This is a genomic window from Methyloversatilis universalis EHg5 (genome assembly GCF_000378945.1).
Classification (GTDB): domain Bacteria; phylum Pseudomonadota; class Gammaproteobacteria; order Burkholderiales; family Rhodocyclaceae; genus Methyloversatilis; species Methyloversatilis universalis_A.
On sequence record NZ_KB900539.1, the window covers coordinates 1224423 to 1241832 of the forward strand.

Here is a 17410-nt window from a genome sequence, read left to right on the forward strand (position 1 = left end):
AAAAGCCCGAGAAAAGGAGCCCGCAATGAATGCACGTCTGTCCGTCTTCCTGAGCACGCTGCGCCCGGCGCTTTCGGTGCTTGTCCTGCTCACCCTGATCACCGGCCTCGCTTACCCGCTGGCCGTCACCGGACTGGCCCGGCTGCTGTGGCCGGAGGCCGCGGCCGGCTCGCTGGCGCCTGCCCAGCACGGTGCGGGCGCGTCGCTCCTGATCGGCCAGTCCTTTTCCGATCCCGGCCGCTTCTGGTCGCGGCCCTCGGTCACCGCCCCGGTGCCGTACAACGGCGTCGCTTCCGGCGGCAGCAATCTGGGTGCGAACGCGCCGGCGCTGCGCGAGGCGGTCGCGGCCCGCGTGGCGGCGCTGCGTACCGCCGATCCGGACAACGCCCTGCCGGTGCCGGTCGATCTGGTCACCGCGTCGGCCAGCGGGCTGGACCCGGACATCAGCCTGGCCGCGGCGCACTACCAGGCCGGCCGCATCGCCCGCGCCCGGGGCGTCGACCGGCGGTCGGTCGATGCGCTGATCGATGCCCACGCCCGGCTGCCCTGGCTGGGCTTCATCGGCGAACCGCGGGTGAACGTGGTGCTGCTGAACCGCGCGCTGGACGGTGTGCGCTGACATGGCCGGCCGCCCGCTCCCTGCCGTTCGCGCATGCGCGGCCAGGGTTAGACTGCCGGCATGAGCGAAGAGCCCCTCCGCCCCGACCCGGACGCGCTGCTGGCAGCGGCCCGGGCCGCTGACGCGCGCGCGGAGCGCGGCCGGCTCAAGATCTATTTCGGCGCCTCGGCCGGCGTCGGCAAAACCTGGGCCATGCTGGACGCGGCGCAGCGGCTGCGTGCCCGTAACGTCGATCTGGTGGTCGGCGTGGCGGAAACCCATGGCCGCAGCGAAACCGCGGCGCTGCTGCAGGGGCTGGAATGCCTGCCGCCGCGCACAGTGACGCTGCACGGTCGCTCGCTCCCCGAATTCGATCTCGATGCCGCGCTGGCGCGCCGGCCGGCGCTGCTGCTGGTGGACGAACTGGCGCACAGCAACGCGCCGGGCTCGCGTCATCCCAAGCGCTGGCAGGACATCGAGGAGCTGCTCGATGCCGGCATCGACGTGTGGACCACGGTGAACGTGCAGCACATCGAAAGCCTGAATGACGTGGTGGGCGGCATCACCGGCATACGGGTACGCGAGACGGTGCCGGACCACGTATTCGACGCGGCGTCCGAGGTGGAGCTGGTCGATCTGCCGACCGACGATCTGCTGCGCCGGCTGAGCGAGGGCAAGATCTATCTGCCCGAGCAGGCCGAGCGCGCGGTGCGCCACTTCTTCCGCAAGGGCAATCTGATGGCGCTGCGCGAACTGGCGTTGCGCCGGACCGCCGAGCGGGTCGAGGACGATGTGCGCAGCTACCGCCTCGAACACGTGGCGCAGGACAGGCGTGCGGTGTGGCAGGTGAGCGATGCGCTGCTGGCCTGCGTGGGACCGGATTCGGGTGCCGAGCGGCTGGTGCGCGCCGCGGCACGGCGCGCGGCCCAGGGCGGCGCGCCCTGGCATGCGGTCTATGTCGAAACACCGGCGCTGCAGCGTCTGCCTGAAGCGCGCCGCCGCGCGATACTGGCCACGCTCCGGCTGGCCGAATCGCTGGGCGCAGTGACCGCCACGCTGACCGCGGAGGACGCGGCCGACGCGGTGGTGGCGTATGCGCGCGAGCACAATCTGGGCACCGTGGTCACCGGCTACGCACTGCCCGACGCGGCGAGCGCGCTGTGGCGTCGTGTGCGCGGTCACCGCAGCTTCGGCGAACGCGTCGCGGTGCGGGCGCCGGAAATCGAATTCATGGTGATCGCCCGCCAGCCGGGCGCGGACACCGGCCCGCCGGTGCCCGACGAGGTGGGGGCGGACGACGCCGACCGACTGGCGCGCCGGGCCCGCGGCTATGTCTGGGCGCTGGCGTCCAGCGCCGCGGTCACCGTGGTGGCCACGCCGCTGCTGCGCTATTTCGACCTCGCCAACATTGTCATGCTCTTCCTGCTGGCAGTGGTCGCGGTCGCGGTGCGCCACGGCCGGCGCGCCGCGCTGGCGGCGGCAGTGCTCAACGTGCTGGCCTTTGATTTCTTCTTCGTATCGCCGCGCTTCACCTTTTCGGTCAGCGACGCGCAGTACCTGCTCACCTTCGCGGTCATGATGGCGGTCGGTCTGGTGATCGGCCAGCTCACCGCTTCGCTGCGCTACCAGGCACGGGTGGCCGGTTACCGCGAACAGCGCGCGCGTGGTCTGTTCGAAATGGCGCGCGACCTCGGCCGCGCGCTGACCCAGGAACAGGTGGCCGAGATCGGCGAACGCGCGGTGGCCCGTGCCTTCCGCTGCCAGACCGCGATGATGCTGGCGGATGGCGACGGACGGCTGGCGGCGGTGTCGCCGGACAACGATCGCTTCGTGCCGGACGCCGGGCTGGCGCAATGGGCCTTCGATCATGCCGAAGCGGCCGGGGCCGGCACCGGTACGCTGCCCGGCGCGCCGGTGCTCTACCTGCCGCTGCAGGCACCAATGCGCACCCGCGGCGTGATCGCGGTGAAGCCGTCCGGCCCGCGCCTGCTGATGATTCCGGAACAGCGGCAGCTGCTCGACACCTATGCTGCGCTGGTCGCGATCGCGATCGAGCGGGTGCATTTCGTCGCGGTGGCGCAGGACACGCTGCTGTCGATCGAATCCGAACGGCTGCGCAATTCGCTGCTGGCGGCGCTGTCGCATGACCTGCGCACGCCGCTGACCGCGCTGATCGGCCTGTCGGAAAACCTGTCGGCCGCGCTGGCGCGCGACGGCTCGCCGCGCGGCGCGGACGCGACCGCCATCGCCGACCAGGCCCGGCGCACCGCGCAGCTGGTGAACAATCTGCTCGACATGGCGCGGCTGCAGGCCGGGGCGGTGGCGCTGCGCCGCGACTGGCAGTCGCTGGAAGAGCTGGCCGGCAGCGCCATCCGTTCGCTCGGACCGGCCCTGGATCGCCACGTGGTCGAACTGCGGTTGCCGCCCGACCTGCCGCTCATTCATGGCGACGCCGTACTGCTGGAGCGGGTGCTGGTGAATCTGCTGGAGAACGCGGCCAAGTACACGCCGGAGGGCAGCCACCTGCGGGTCAGTGCCGCGCGCGACGGTGACCGGATCGCGATCGAGGTCAGTGACGACGGACCGGGCCTGCCACCGGGCGACCCGGAGCGGCTGTTCCGTACCTTCACCCGTGGCGAGGCGGAATCGAGCACGCCGGGCGTCGGCCTCGGGCTGGCCATCTGCCGCGCCATCGTGCGCGCCCACGGCGGCGATATCGAGGCAGACAGCCAGGCTGCGCCGGCGCACGGTGCGGTGTTCCGGTGGACGCTGCCGCACCGTGACATGCCGGCGGACGCGCCACCGCTTCCTGCGGCAGACTGTGCGCCATGAACCTGCCGCCGCCATCTGTTACCCGTGTGCTGGTCGTCGAAGACGATGCGGCGATACGCCGTTTCGTCCGGCAGGCGCTGGAGGATGCAGGCCACCAGGTGAGCGAGGCCGAAGGCCTGCGGCGCGGACTGATAGAGGCCGCCAGCCGCAAGCCGGATCTGCTGGTGCTGGATCTCGGTCTGCCGGATGGCGACGGCATCGACTTCATCCGTGACCTGAGGAGCTGGAGCGCACTGCCGGTCATCGTGCTGTCGGCGCGCGTCGGCGACGACGACAAGATCGCCGCCCTCGATGCCGGTGCTGACGACTATCTGGTGAAGCCATTTTCGGTCGGCGAACTGATGGCGCGGGTCCGTGCCGCGCTGCGTCGCCGAACCGCCGGCAGCAACGGCGTGTCCACCGTGGAGTTCGGCACGTGTTCGCTCGATCTGGCGACCCGCCGCCTGCTGCGGGCTGGCGAGCCGGTGCATCTGACGCCGGTGGAATACCGGCTGCTGGCGACGCTGGCTGCGCATCCGGGCCAGGTGCTCACCCAGCGCCAGCTGCTGCTGGAGGTGTGGGGGCCGAACAGCGTGGAGCACGCGCACTATCTGCGTATATATATGGGGCATCTGCGCCGCAAGCTGGAGTCCGACCCGGCCCGGCCGCAGCATCTGCTGACCGAAACAGGCATCGGCTACCGCTTCGTCACCGTGGCGGAATCGTGAGCGCCGGCGTCCATCCGGTCGAATGAAAGGAACGGACATGAATGGCGGACACCCGCATCGGGACGACGCACACGGCAAGGGCACCGCGGCCTCGCACGACGTTTTCATGCAATGGCTGGAAGGCGTGTCGCGGGTGAGCGACCCGTTCGGTGTCAGTGCCCCCATCCTGCATGCACAGATCGCGTGGATGGCGCATCCGGCCGAACTGGCCAGCCGCATGGCGCATCTGTCGTCCGATCTCGCACGTCTGCAGTGGCATACGCTGCAGAGAATGCTCGGCCTGCCTGACCCGGATCCGATTCCTCCGGCGGAGGGCGACAGCCGCTTCAGCGATCCGGCCTGGACTGAACTGCCCACCTTCGACCTGATGAAGGAGTGGTATCTCGCCTTCACCCGCCATACCCAGGACATGCTGTACGACACGCCGGGCATGTCGGACAAGGACCGCGAACGCGCGGCGTTCTGGTGGCGCAACTGGCTCAACGCGGTGGCACCAACCAACTGGCTGTTCACCAATCCGGTCGCGCTGCGCAAGGCGATGGAAACGCGCGGCGAAAGTCTGGTGCGCGGTTTCCGCAATTTTCTTGAGGACCTGAAGGCCGGCGAGGTGCGCATGACCGACCCGGACGACTTCAGGGTGGGCGAGAACCTGGCCACCACGCCCGGTGCGGTGGTGATGCGCAACCGCCTGCTGGAGGTGATTCACTACGCGCCGACCCGGCCCAGGGTGCATGCCGAGCCGGTGGTGATCGTGACGCCGTGGATCAACAAGTTCTACGTGCTCGACCTCACGCCGAAGAAAAGCATGATCCGCTACCTGCTGGATCAGGGGCTGGACGTGTTCATCACCAGCTGGAAGAACCCGGATGCCGACCTGCGTGACGTCACCTTCGACGACTACCTGCTCGAAGGCGTGCATGCCGCGGTCGAGACCGCCCGCGCGCTGACCGGTGCGGACAAGGTGCATGCGGCTGGCTACTGCATCGGCGGCACCGCGCTGGCGATGTACATGGCCTGGGCCAACCGGCGCTTTGCGGCGGATGCGGTGCCGGTGCGCGACTGGACGCTGTTTACCACGCTGGTCGATTTCCGTTCGCCCGGCGAAATCGAGGTGTTCATCGACGAGGCGAGCGTGCAGTCGCTGTGCGAGGCGATGGCGCGCAAGGGGTGTCTCGAGGGCAAGGAAATGGCGACGTCCTTCCGCCTGCTGCGCGCCAACAGCCTGATCTGGCACTACGTGGTGAATGGCTGGCTGTACGGCGAAACGCCGCCGCCGTTCGACGTGCTGTACTGGAACATGGATTCGACCCGCATGCCGCAGGCCATGCACGGCTGGTATCTGCGCGAGCTCTATCTGCACAACAGGCTGGTGCAGCCGGACGCGCTGACCGTCGCCGGCGAGCCGCTCGATCTGCGGCGCATCGTGCAGCCGCTGTATGCGGTGGCGGCCGAGGACGATCACATCGCGCCCTGGCGCGAAACCTTTCGCATCCACCGCCATGTGTCCGGTGAGCGCCGCTTCGTGCTGAGCAGTTCGGGTCACATCCTGGGCATCGTCAATCCGCCGGTTGATCCGCCCAAGCGCAGCTTCCGCGCAGCGCCGGTGGAGGCGGGCGACCAGGCCGCGCACTGGCATGCTGCGAACGCGGCCACGCCCGGCAGCTGGTGGAGCGACTGGATGGACTGGCTCAAGCCGCGTGCCGGCAGCCTGGTGAAGGCGCGCCCGGCGGCGACCGCGGACTTTCCGGAACTGGCGCCGGCGCCGGGTTCCTACGTGCTTGAACGCTGAACGAGACTGACATGACGGAACGTACGGGCGGGGCGGGCGACATCCGCTTCATCGCCGCGACCCCGGTGCTGGCGTCGCTGGACATCGGCCGCACGGTCGCCTTCTACGTCGAGCGGCTGGGCGCGGTGGCGGTGCACGTCGAGCAGGGGGTGTATGGCATCGTTGCGCTGGGCGACATCCACCTGCATTTCTGGGCCTGCGATGACCGGCGGATTGCCGAAGCCACCGGCTGCCGGGTGGCAGTCGGGGGCATCGACACGCTGTACCTGCGCTGTCAGGCGGCGGGCATCGTCCATCCGAATGCGCCGCTGCACGACACCGCCTGGGGCAGCCGCGAATTCGCGGTGCTCGATGGCGACGGCAATCTGATCACCTTTCATCAGGCCATGCCGGCCGCTTCGCGCTGATCCGGTCAGCCGCCGCTGCGCACTGTTGGCAGCGACAGCGTGCCGTGGGCGCTGAAGCGTTGCGCGCCGAGCGGGCCACCGCCGAGCTTGCCGCGCAGGCTGTAGGGCAGGCGCTCGAGGTCGGCACCGTCCAGTTCCAGCAGCTGGCGGACCGCCGACAGCGGCGACACGCTGATCGGCAGGCTGATCACCGCTTCGCCGAAGGGTGGCACGCTGCCGCGCACATCGCTCACGCCGCTGGCGAAGTCCCGGTCCTTCAGGTCGATCTGCAGTGCGAGGCCGTCGTAGTCGAGTGCGAAGTCGTTCGGGTTCTGCACCCGCAGCTTCAGCAGAAAGCGCATTTCCAGCCCTTCGCCGGGCAGCGGTTCCAGCCCGGCCACCCGCACCTGCACCGGATCGCTCCGCTGCAGGCCGGCGCAGCCGGCCAACAGCAGGGGCGCGCCGGCAAGCAGCCGGATCAGACGGCGACGTGTGAGGGGGGCGGGCGTCATCGCGCAGCGACGGGCAGGGTCGCGGCTCAGCCGTTTGCGCCCGGTTCGGCCACGTAGATCTCTACGCGGCGGTTCTGTGCCCGGCCGCTTTCGTTGGCATTGCTGGCCACCGGTTCGTGCGCGCCGCGGCCATCGATCGCGACGCGATTCGCCGCGACGCCGCGATTCACCAGATAGGCCCGGGTGCTGGCGGCGCGATTGACCGACAGCGGATCGTTCACCGCGTCGCTGCCGGTGTTGTCGGTGTGGCCGACGATGCGCACCGAAGTGGCCGGGTTGGCGTTCAGCGTCTGTGCGAAGCGGTCGAGCACCGGACGCAGTTCGGGCCGGATGTCGGCGCGACCCACGTCGAAGGACACGTCGCTCGGAATGTCCAGCTTGAGCTGGTTGTCGGCCGTCTTCACGACGCCGACGCCGGTGCCGGCGGTGGCCTGTTCCATCGCACGCTTCTGTTCTTCCATGCGCTGCGACCAGATGTAGGTGCCGATGCCGCCGACCGCGGCGCCGAGCAGAGCGCCGCCACGGGTGGCGCCGCCGCTCTTGCCGACCGCGCTGCCCAGTGCGGCGCCGGCCACCGCGCCGGCGCCGGTACCGATGGCGGTGCGCTGCTGTGTTTCGCTCATATTGGCGCAGCCGGTGGCGACGAAGGCTGCGACGGTCAGGGTGACGAAGGTTCTTTTCATGATGCGGATCTCCATGCGACCGGTGTAAGGCGATGAGTCCAGTGTCGTCGATGCGCGTCCGTCGTCCTGTCGGCGTGCGCGCAGGGGCGCTGTGAGCATCCGCCGACAAGGTGCGCGGGGCTGCGCTCTGCGATACTGTATGGCCATACAGTCCATGAACGAAAGCAGCGTGCCGTGCCCACTCCAGCCGATCAGCCTGACTACCTGTCCACCCTGAACGACGCGCAGCGCGCGGCCGTGCTGGCCGGCGCCGCGCCCGGTGACAGCGACGGCCCGCTGCTGGTGATCGCTGGTGCCGGCACCGGCAAGACCAGCACGCTGGCGCACCGGGTGGCGCATCTGCTGATGCAGGGCGTGGCGCCGGACGCGCTGCTGCTGCTGACCTTTTCACGCCGTGCGGCCGAAGAGATGACGCGCCGGGTGCAGCGCATCGTCGCCGCGGCCTCCCCGCGTCTGGCGCCGATCGCCGCCGCCGGCATACCGTGGTCCGGCACCTTCCACGGTGTCGGTGCGCGCCTGCTGCGCGACTACGCCGGCAGCATCGGTCTGGATCCGGCCTTCACCATCCACGACCGCGAGGATTCGGCCGACCTGCTGAATCTGGTGCGGCACGAACAGGGCCTGTCGACGAAGGCGAAGCGCTTTCCGCTGAAGGGCACCTGCCTCTCCATCTACTCGGCGGTGGTGAATACCTGCAGCCCGCTGGACGAAGTGCTGCGCACCACCTTTCCTTGGTGCGCCGAATGGGAAGCCGAGCTGAAGGCGCTGTTCCGCGGCTATGTCGAGGCCAAGCAGGCGCAGCAGGTGCTCGATTACGACGATCTGCTGCTGTACTGGTCGCAGATGGTGAGCGAGCCGCTGATCGCCGGCGAACTGTCGGCCCGCTTCCGTCACGTGCTGGTCGACGAGTACCAGGACACCAACCGTCTGCAGGCGTCCATCCTGCGGGCGATCAAGCCGGACGGTCGCGGACTGACCGTGGTCGGCGACGACGCGCAATCGATCTACAGCTTCCGCGGCGCCACCGTGCGCAACATTCTCGACTTTCCGATGCAGTTCGACCCACCGGCGCGACGCATCACGCTGGAACAGAACTACCGCTCCATTCCGCCGCTGCTCGAAGCCGCCAACGCGGTGATCGCGGAAGCGGGCGAGGGCTTCGACAAGCGGCTGTGGAGTGCCCGCACCGGTGGCCAGAAGCCGCTGCTGGTGAGCGTGCGCGACGAAGCCGATCAGGCGGCCTTCGTGGTCGAACAGGTGCTCGAGCGCCGCGAGTCCGGGCTCAAGCTGAAAAGCCAGGCGGTGCTGTTCCGCACCGCCAGCCACAGCATCCGGCTGGAAGTGGAACTGACCCGGCGGAACATTCCGTTCGTGAAGTACGGTGGCCTGAAATTCCTGGAGGCGGCGCACGTGAAGGATGTGCTGTCGCTGTTGCGCTGGGCGCAGAACCTGCGCGACCGCGTGTCCGGCTTCCGTGCCATCCAGCTGCTGGCCGGCATCGGCCCGAAAGGTGCGGCGCGCATTCTCGACAACCTTGATGCGGCGCCACCGGGTGTGGCACTGCTGGCCGAGCAGCCGGTGGCCGAAGGCGTGCGCACCGCCTGGGTGGCGTTCGCGTCGTTGATCGAGGCCGCGGGTGCTTCGAACGGGGCCTGGCCGGGCAGCGGTGAAGCGCTGATGCAGTGGTACGAAACGCAGATGGACAGGCTGTACGAGGACGCGCTGGTGCGTGCGGCCGACGTGCGCCAGCTCGCGCTGCTGGCCGCCACCTATCCGAGCCGCGAGCGCTTCCTCAGCGAACTGACGCTGGACCCGCCGGAAGTGACCAGCGATGCGCCGGGCAAGCCGCTGCTCGATGAGGACTATCTCATCCTGTCCACCATTCACTCGGCCAAGGGGCGCGAGTGGCCCGCGGTGTCGGTGCTCAACGTGGTCGACGGCGGCATACCGTCGGAAATGTCGACCGGCAGTCAGGCAGAGATCGACGAGGAACGACGGCTGCTCTATGTCGCGATGACCCGTGCCAAGGACCAGCTCGAACTGCTGGTGCCGCAGCGTTTCCATCTCACCGCGCAGTCGCCGGTCGGTGACCGCCACGTCTACGCCGGTCGCACGCGCTTCATTCCCAACCGTCTGCTCGTGCAGTTCGAGCAGCGCAGCTGGCCGCGTGTCGATGCCGACGACGTGAAGCCGATGTCGGTTGCCGACGCACGTATCGACATCGCTGCGCGCATGCGTGCGATGTGGGGTTAGCGGTCGCACGCGGTGCGCTGCAGCACACACTGCATCTAGTAGCCGACAGGCCTGTCACACACTACGGGTGAGGTTTCGCTGCATCGTTGTGTGCGTCTCCGCAACACCGCGTCCGATCTGTCCGGACAGCCTCCTTCTTCGCGCGGATTTTTTTGTGTGCCCCGCAAAGCCTTTGCCTGAAAGGCTTTGCGGGGCGCGCATAAAAACGCGTGTGGAAATTTTCATTCGCGACGAATGATGCGAAGCGCGCGCGGACGCGAAATAAATCTGGACTTTTGTGTGGTTTGTTGCTTTAACGGCTCATGGTTGTGCAATACTTTCGGCCCATGAATCAGTCCGTTGCGACGCCCTCTTCAAGCCGCACATCTGCAGCCGGTTTTCACGGCGCCTCGGAAATTCTTTCCCCTGAAAAAACGCTCCCGCATCGCCTGCTGCGCGCCCGCGCATCCGACATGGCGACGGTCGATACGCGTTCAGGCATCACCCTTGTCGACTTTCTCGCATCGCCTGCGGCCCTTTCCCGCGCGGCGATGTGTCTGCCTTTCCCGCACCCGCGCGCTCGATCGACGCTGCATGCGTCCTGTGGTCGACGTGTGTTCCTCAGAGACGGATGTCACGGCGTGGCGCGGGTGAGTCTTCATTAGTTCGGTTGTGAGTCGTAACCATCCACCGATGGTTCACGCGTATGGATCCGGCATCCGGGCAGCGAGCGTTGCCCGTGTGCCGTTCGGGTCGTTGACCCGGAGGCGTGAGTGGCTGCAGGTCAGGCCCTCGCGTCGTGAGGTGTTCCTGACCGGGCGCACGTCGTGCGTCGTCTCGAACAGACCTTCCGCCACCGGAGGGGCTGAGGTGCTGTCCAATCCTGTTATCCGTGAGGAGAGAAGTCATGGCTGAAGCTGAAGCGAAGAAGGGGGCGAAGAAGGCGAGTGCCCCGGCAAAACCTGCTGCAAAGAAAGCTGACGTGAAGAAGGCTGCACCGGCCAAGGCCGCTGCTGCCAAGCCGGCGGCGAAGAAGGCTGCTGCGCCGGCGAAGGCTGCTGCGAAGCCGGCGGCGAAGAAGGCTGCACCGGCGAAGGTTGCTGCGAAGCCGGCGGCGAAGAAGGCTGCACCGGCAAAGGCTGCTGCGAAGCCGGTGGCGAAGAAGGCTGCACCGGCGAAGGCTGCTGCGAAGCCGGCGGCGAAGAAGGCTGCACCGGCGAAGGCCGCTGCCAAGCCGGCGGCAAAGAAGGCTGCGCCGGCGAAGGCCGCTGCCAAGCCGGCTGCGAAGCCTGCCGCGAAGAAGGCCGCTCCGGCGAAGGCCGCTGCCGCCAAGCCGGCGGCGAAGAAGGCTGCACCGGCGAAGGCTGCTGCCAAGCCGGCTGCAAAGCCTGCCGCGAAGAAGGCCGCTCCGGCGAAGGCCGCTGCCGCCAAGCCGGCCGCGAAACCTGCCGCGAAGAAGGCTGCACCGGCGAAAGCTGCACCGGCGAAGGCCGCTGCCAAGCCGGCTGCGAAGCCCGCAGCGAAGAAGGCTGCGCCGGCCAAGGCTGCTGCCAAGAAGGTCGCTGCACCTGCTGCAACCAAGGCTGTCGCGAAGGCGGCGGAAGCTGCTGCACCGGCTGCGACCAAGGCTGCCGAAGCACCGGCCGCACCGGCTGCTGCCACGCCGTCGACCGCCGCTACGCCGGGCATCAAGTCGTCGCTGAATCCGGCTGCTGCATGGCCGTTCCCGACCGGCTCGCGCCCGTCCTGATCGCGCACTCCGCGTCATCGAAAGCGGCATGGGGCCCGTTGTTCCCATGCCGCTTTTTTTACGCCTGGCTCGTTCTTAGCGACCTCATGACGACGCTCTGTTACGAAGCTTTACTTGACCTGTTCCTTGCAAATCAGGAAGATGCGCGCGTCGTTGCTTGATCGCCCCTCCGGCCGACGCTGCTGAACGCGTCGCCACCTGAAGTCCTCGCATGATCCGGATGACCGAGCGTTGTCCTGATGTTCAATCCGTTCCAGTCGCCACGCGGCGATCTGCGAACACCGCGATTCAAGCTTTTTCCGTACGTCTCGCCACGGTTGCGAGGCACGGCAACAACCCGTAGCACGGGTTCCTCAGGCGTAACTTCACGTCGCTCACGCGGCGGGATGGAGCGCGCGAAAGGAGTGCTGAATGAACAAGTTCCTGTCCGTCCTGAAGGGCGCCGCGGCCGTCGTGCTGCATTTTGCGCACGGTGGTCTGCTCGCTGTCGGCCTCATGGTCAGCGCCTTCGTGGTGTTGCGTGTGGCCGAAGCCGGCCTGACGCCGCGCATGCTGCCCTCGCTGCCGGAGTTCTCTCTGCTGGGTGCGGTCAGCACGCCAGCAGCCGACGGCGCCGACGAAGTGCAACCGGTGTCCGCTTCAACGGCCACGACGCTGAGTTCGCTGCAGAAGAACGTGGCCGATCACGTGTCGCGCCGCCATCGCGTGGCCAAAGTCGCGGTCGAGCAGTACGTCACCGACATCTATGCAGCGGCCAATCGCTACAAGATCGATCCGCTGCTGATGGTCGCGCTGATTTCGGTCGAGTCCGCCTTCAACCCGACCGCCGAGAGTGCCTGGGGCGCGCAGGGTCTGACCCAGGTCATTCCGAAATACCATCCGGAAAAGCTGGCGCAGTTCGGCCCTGAAGCGACGCTGCTGGATCCCACGACCAGCATTTTCGTCGGCGCCCAGGTGCTGCGCGAATACATCCGCGCCACCGGTTCGGTCGAAGGCGGTCTGCAGCGCTATGTCGGCTCGATCGAGGATCCGGACCAGATCTATTCCAACAAGGTGATGGCCGAATACCGTCGCCTCGCCGCGGTGTTCGGACCGCGCACCCAGACCGCTTCCGTCGCGTTCTGAAGGCCTTCCGGCGCCTGGCCGGATGCGGAACTCGCGTGTCCGACGGTTAACCACAGCCCGTTCGACGCGCCAAACGGCTAAAATCTCCGGTTTTCGCACTGCATCATGCCTCGCCCATCAGGCGCGGCATCGGGTGCAGGGTGATGCCACTCGACCGGAGGAGTTGCTGTTCATATGGACGAGCACTTTCGCAACGCTGCACTCGATTACCACCGCAAGCCCACCCCGGGCAAGATTTCCGTCGTTCCCACCAAGGCCCTGACCAACCAGCAGGACCTCTCCCTGGCCTACTCGCCCGGCGTTGCCGCCGCGTGCGAGGAAATCGTGGCCGATCCGCTCCAGGTCAGCCAGATGACCGCCCGCGGCAACCTGATCGGTGTCGTCACCAACGGCACCGCGGTGCTCGGCCTTGGTCCGATCGGACCGCTGGCCGCCAAGCCGGTCATGGAAGGCAAGGGCGTGCTGTTCAAGAAGTTCGCGAACATCGATGTGTTCGACATCGAACTGGACGAGCGCGACCCGGACAAGCTGGTCGACATCATCGCGGCGATGGAGCCCACCTTCGGTGGCATCAACCTCGAGGACATCAAGGCGCCCGAGTGTTTCTACATCGAGCGCAAGCTGCGCGAGCGGATGAAGATTCCGGTCTTCCACGACGACCAGCACGGCACCGCCATCGTGGTCGGTGCCGCGGTGCTCAATGGTCTGAAGGCGGTCGGCAAGGACATCAAGCAGGTGAAGCTGGTCACGTCGGGTGCCGGTGCCGCTGCGCTCGCCTGTCTGGATCTGCTGGTGCTGCTCGGCATGCCGATCGAGAACATCTGGGTGACCGACATCAAGGGCGTGGTGTACCAGGGCCGGGTCGAGGAGATGGATCCGCTCAAGGCGCGCTACGCCAAGGTCACGGATGCCCGCAAGCTGGCTGACGTGATCGGCGATGCCGACGTGTTCCTCGGCCTGTCGGCCGGCGGCGTGCTGAAGCAGGACATGGTGAAGCAGATGGCGCCGCGTCCGCTCATTCTGGCGCTGGCCAACCCGAATCCGGAAATCATGCCGGACGAGGTGAAGGCGGTGCGCGACGACGCGGTGATCGCGACCGGCCGTTCGGACTATCCGAACCAGGTCAACAACGTGCTGTGCTTCCCCTTCATCTTCCGCGGTGCGCTCGATGTTGGCGCGACCACGATCACTGAAGAGATGAAGCTCGCGTCGGTGCGTGCCATCGCCGAACTGGCCCAGGTCGAACAGAGCGAAATCGTGCGCGCCGCCTATGGCGAGCAGCCGATGTCCTTCGGCCCGGAGTATCTGATTCCCAAACCCTTCGATCCGCGCCTGATCACCAAGATCGCGCCGGCGGTGGCGAAGGCGGCCATGGATTCGGGTGTCGCCACGCGTCCGATCGAGGACTTCGAGGCCTACCACCAGCAGCTGAACAATCTGGTCTGGATTTCCGGTCTGGTGATGAAGCCGGTGTTCGCCGAAGCCAAGCGCAATCCGAAGCGCATCATCTATGCCGAAGGCGAGGATGAGCGCGTGCTGAGCGCGGTGCGCAACGTGGTCGACGAAGGTCTGGCCCGTCCGATACTGGTCGGCCGCCGCGAAGTGGTGCTGGGCCGCATTGAGAAGCTGGGCCTGCGCCTGCGCCAGGACATCGATTTCGAACTGGTGACGCCGGAGAACGATCCGCGCTACAAGGAGCTGTGGACCACCTACCACGCACTGACCGAGCGCAAGGGCATTTCGGTCGACTACGCGAAGATGGAAGCGCGCCGCCGCACCACGCTGATCGGTGCGCTGCTGGTGCGTCTGGGCTACGCCGACGGCCTGATCTGCGGCACCTTCGGCAACTTTGCGCGCCACCTGCATTTCGTGCGCAACGTGCTCGGCCTGAAGGACGGTCTCAGCAATTTCTACGCGATGAATCTGCTGAACCTGCCGGGTCGTACCGTCATGCTGTGCGATACCTACGTCAATTACGACCCGACCGCGGAACAGCTGGTCGAAATGACCGTGCTGGCCGCCGAGGAAGCACGCCGTTTCGGCATCCAGCCGAAGATCGCGCTGCTGTCGCACTCCAATTTCGGCTCCGAGAACACCGCCACCGCGGAAAAGATGCGGCGTGCGCTGGGCATGCTGCACGCCGGGCACCCGGATCTCGAGGTCGAAGGCGAAATGCACGGCGATGCGGCGCTGGATACCGACATCCGCAACCGCATCTTCCCGAACTCGCGTCTGAAGGATGAAGCCAATCTGCTCATCTTTCCGACGCTGGATGCGGCCAACATTTCCTACAATCTGCTGAAAACCGCCGCGGGCGAGGGCATGACCATCGGCCCCATCCTGCTCGGCGCGAAACAGCCGGTGCACATCCTGACGCCGACGGCGACGGTGAGGCGCATCGTGAACATGACCGCACTGACCGTGGTCGAGGCCAGCCACAACCGCTGACCCCGGGCACCGCAGTGCGCTTCCGGGCAGCCATTTGGCTGCCCGCACAGGGGAGGGCGCGGCGTGCAGCGAGGCAGGACAGCGCTGGTGTTGTCGGGGGGCGGCGCGCGCGCCGCCTATCAGGTCGGCGTGCTGGCCGCGGTGCGCGAACTGCTGCCTGACCCGCGCATCAATCCCTTTCCCATCCTGTGCGGCACCTCGGCCGGTGCGATCAACGCGGCCGCGCTGGGCGTCTACAGCGAGGACTTCGGCGACGCGGTCGATAACCTGCTGCACATCTGGCGCAATTTCGAGGCCGGCCAGGTGTATCGCGCCGATCCCTGGGGCATCGGCAAGACCGGCGCCCGCTGGCTGATGGCGCTGATGCTGGGCTGGGCGGTTGAGCGCTATCCGAAATCACTGCTCGACAACACGCCGCTGCGCGAACTGCTGTCTGACAAGCTCGACTTCTCACGCATAGACCGCGCGATACGGCGCGGTGCGCTGTACGCACTGTCGATCACCGCTTCCGGCTACACCTCTGGCGACAGCGTGGCTTTCTTCGAGGGCGGGGAGGGGATGGAGCCGTGGAAGCGCATGCAGCGTGCCTCCACACGTACCCCGCTCAAGGTCGAACACCTGCTGGCCAGCAGCGCGCTGCCCTTCATCTTTCCGGCGGTCAAGCTCAACCGCGAGTACTTCGGCGACGGTTCGATGCGCCAGCTTGCACCGATGAGTCCGGCGGTGCATCTGGGCGCCGAGCGCATTTTCATCGTCGGCGTGGGGCGCATGAGCGAACACGACACCCGCCGCCGCGGCGATGGTTACCCCTCGCTGGCCCAGGTGGCCGGCCACGCGCTGGCCAGCATCTTCCTCGACCAGCTCATGATCGACATCGAGCAGCTGCAGCGGGTGAACGACATTCTGGGACGGGTGCCGCCGCAGGTGATGGAACAGATGGGTCTGCCGCTGCGGCCGATCGAAACCCTGGTCATCGCGCCGTCGGAACGGCTGGACGATATCGCTGCCCGGCATGTCGATGCATTGCCTATCGGGGTGCGTACGCTGCTGGGCGGCATCGGCGGTACCCGGCGTGCGGGCGGCGGACTGGCCAGTTACCTGCTGTTCGAGAAGCCTTTCACCCGGGCGCTGATCGACCTCGGTTATCGCGACACCATGGCGCGTGCCGACGATGTGTGTGCCTTCCTGGGCGTGGAAAGTGGACCGGTGGCGACTGCGTCACGATCGTGAACCCAGGCTAAGAATGCTTTCCAGGCTCTTATTTTCGTTTGATAAATTGATGTCAGAAGGTAAACTCCGACCTCGATCTATACGCCAGCAGGGGTCAAACGCATGTTCCTGAAGGTCCTGATGGTCAGCTGCACAGCGCTGGCGCTCGGCCTCACCGTCGCCCCGACGGTCGAAGCCGCCACTGCCAAGACCACCGCCTCCCAGACCAAGGCCGGCAAGAAAACCGCCAAGGTCGCCAAGAAGAACACCTCCCAGGCCCGCGTTCAGCAGGCCAGCATCAAGAAAACCTCCCGCAAGTCCGTCGCCGCAGTCGCCGCTCCGCGTGAAATCTCGGTCAGCGACATCGACGCGCTCGGCCTGCCCAACGTCAAATCCACCGCGGTGCTGGTGCAGGACCAGAGCTCGGGCGAAGTGCTGTTCGAGCGCAATTCCGACGCCGTGGTGCCGATCGCCTCGATCACCAAGCTGATGACCGCCATGGTGTCGCTGGACAGCAAGCCCGCGCTGGACGAAGTGCTGGACGTGAGCGATGAGGATGTCGACCAGCTCAAGGGCACCCGTTCGCGCCTGTCGGTCGGCACCCGCCTCACCCGCGAGGAAATGCTGCACCTGGCGCTGATGTCGTCGGAAAACCGCGCCGCCTCGGCGCTGTCGCGTCATTACCCGGGCGGCCGTCCGGCCTTCCTCGCCGCGATGAACCGCAAGGCGCAGGATCTGGGCCTGATCGATACCCGTTTCTTCGACAGCACCGGTCTGAATCCGCACAACGTGTCGTCGGCACGCGATCTGGCCAAGATGGTCGCCGCTTCGTCACGCTACCCGTTGATCCGCGAGTTCTCGACCACCCGCGACGGCTTCTTCGCGGTGAATGGCCGCATGATGCGTTTCAACAACACCAATGCGCTGGTGTCCAGTTCGGAGTGGGAAATCGGTCTGCAGAAGACCGGTTTCACGAACGAGGCGGGCAAATGCCTGGTGATGCAGGCCTGGATGAACCAGAAGCCGGTGGTCATCGTGCTGCTGGATTCCTGGGGCAAGCTCACCCGCATCGGCGACGCCAACCGCATCCGCCGCTGGGTCGAACAGCTCGCCCAGCACGGCCCCCGTCAGGGCTGACA

General features: G+C 67.1%; 13 protein-coding genes. 11 read left to right on the plus strand and 2 right to left on the minus strand.

Annotated elements, in window-relative coordinates; translation table 11 throughout:
* Positions 1-25 precede the first annotated feature (25 nt).
* From kdpC to METUNV2_RS0105730, 5 genes are read left to right on the plus strand one after another with little or no spacing between them, the layout of a single operon-like run.
* Positions 26-619 (plus strand): potassium-transporting ATPase subunit KdpC, encoded by a 594-nt coding sequence (gene kdpC, locus METUNV2_RS0105710; RefSeq protein ID WP_018228525.1) that lies wholly within the window; start codon positions 26-28, stop codon positions 617-619.
* A 60-nt stretch (positions 620-679) separates the two neighbouring features.
* A complete protein-coding gene (gene kdpD / locus METUNV2_RS0105715; protein ID WP_018228526.1) occupies positions 680-3430 on the plus strand; it encodes a two-component system sensor histidine kinase KdpD in 2751 nt (916 codons plus the stop codon).
* A complete protein-coding gene (kdpE, locus tag METUNV2_RS0105720) occupies positions 3427-4137 on the plus strand; it encodes a two-component system response regulator KdpE (protein ID WP_026187908.1) in 711 nt (236 codons plus the stop codon). Before kdpD ends, kdpE begins: the two co-directional genes overlap by 4 nt.
* A 37-nt stretch (positions 4138-4174) precedes the next feature.
* A complete protein-coding gene (locus tag METUNV2_RS0105725) occupies positions 4175-5926 on the plus strand; it encodes a PHA/PHB synthase family protein (protein ID WP_018228528.1) in 1752 nt (583 codons plus the stop codon).
* Positions 5927-5937: 11 nt separating this feature from the next.
* Positions 5938-6333, plus strand: a complete 396-nt coding sequence (locus METUNV2_RS0105730) for a bleomycin resistance protein (RefSeq protein ID WP_018228529.1) — start codon at positions 5938-5940, stop codon at positions 6331-6333.
* Between the two features lie 5 nt (positions 6334-6338).
* On the opposite strand, the gene METUNV2_RS0105735 is transcribed toward METUNV2_RS0105730, so the two are convergent.
* Positions 6339-6824: an LEA type 2 family protein gene (locus METUNV2_RS0105735; protein ID WP_018228530.1), complete on the minus strand. Its 486-nt coding sequence runs from the start codon at positions 6822-6824 to the stop codon at positions 6339-6341.
* Positions 6825-6850: 26 nt separating this feature from the next.
* Positions 6851-7507: an OmpA family protein gene (locus METUNV2_RS0105740; RefSeq protein WP_026187910.1), complete on the minus strand. Its 657-nt coding sequence runs from the start codon at positions 7505-7507 to the stop codon at positions 6851-6853.
* Positions 7508-7681: 174 nt separating this feature from the next.
* Here METUNV2_RS0105740 and METUNV2_RS0105745 point away from each other — a divergent pair, with 174 nt between their 5' ends.
* The 6 genes from METUNV2_RS0105745 to pbpG all read left to right on the plus strand — a co-directional run bounded on the left by METUNV2_RS0105745 (position 7682) and on the right by pbpG (position 17408).
* Positions 7682-9760, plus strand: coding sequence for an ATP-dependent helicase (locus METUNV2_RS0105745; protein ID WP_018228532.1), 2079 nt, complete (start codon positions 7682-7684; stop codon positions 9758-9760).
* A gap of 886 nt (positions 9761-10646) precedes the next feature.
* Positions 10647-11489 (plus strand): hypothetical protein, encoded by an 843-nt coding sequence (locus METUNV2_RS0105750; protein ID WP_018228533.1) that lies wholly within the window; start codon positions 10647-10649, stop codon positions 11487-11489.
* A gap of 411 nt (positions 11490-11900) precedes the next feature.
* On the plus strand, positions 11901-12614 hold the full coding sequence (locus METUNV2_RS0105760) for a transglycosylase SLT domain-containing protein (protein ID WP_018228535.1): 714 nt from the start codon (positions 11901-11903) through the stop codon (positions 12612-12614).
* A 174-nt stretch (positions 12615-12788) separates the two neighbouring features.
* Positions 12789-15062, plus strand: a complete 2274-nt coding sequence (locus METUNV2_RS0105765; RefSeq protein WP_018228536.1) for an NADP-dependent malic enzyme — start codon at positions 12789-12791, stop codon at positions 15060-15062.
* A 90-nt stretch (positions 15063-15152) separates the two neighbouring features.
* A complete protein-coding gene (locus METUNV2_RS18965) occupies positions 15153-16292 on the plus strand; it encodes a patatin-like phospholipase family protein (RefSeq protein WP_036271175.1) in 1140 nt (379 codons plus the stop codon).
* Between the two features lie 102 nt (positions 16293-16394).
* Entirely contained in the window at positions 16395-17408 is a 1014-nt protein-coding gene (gene pbpG / locus METUNV2_RS0105775; RefSeq protein WP_018228538.1) for a D-alanyl-D-alanine endopeptidase, read from the plus strand.
* Positions 17409-17410 lie beyond the last annotated feature (2 nt).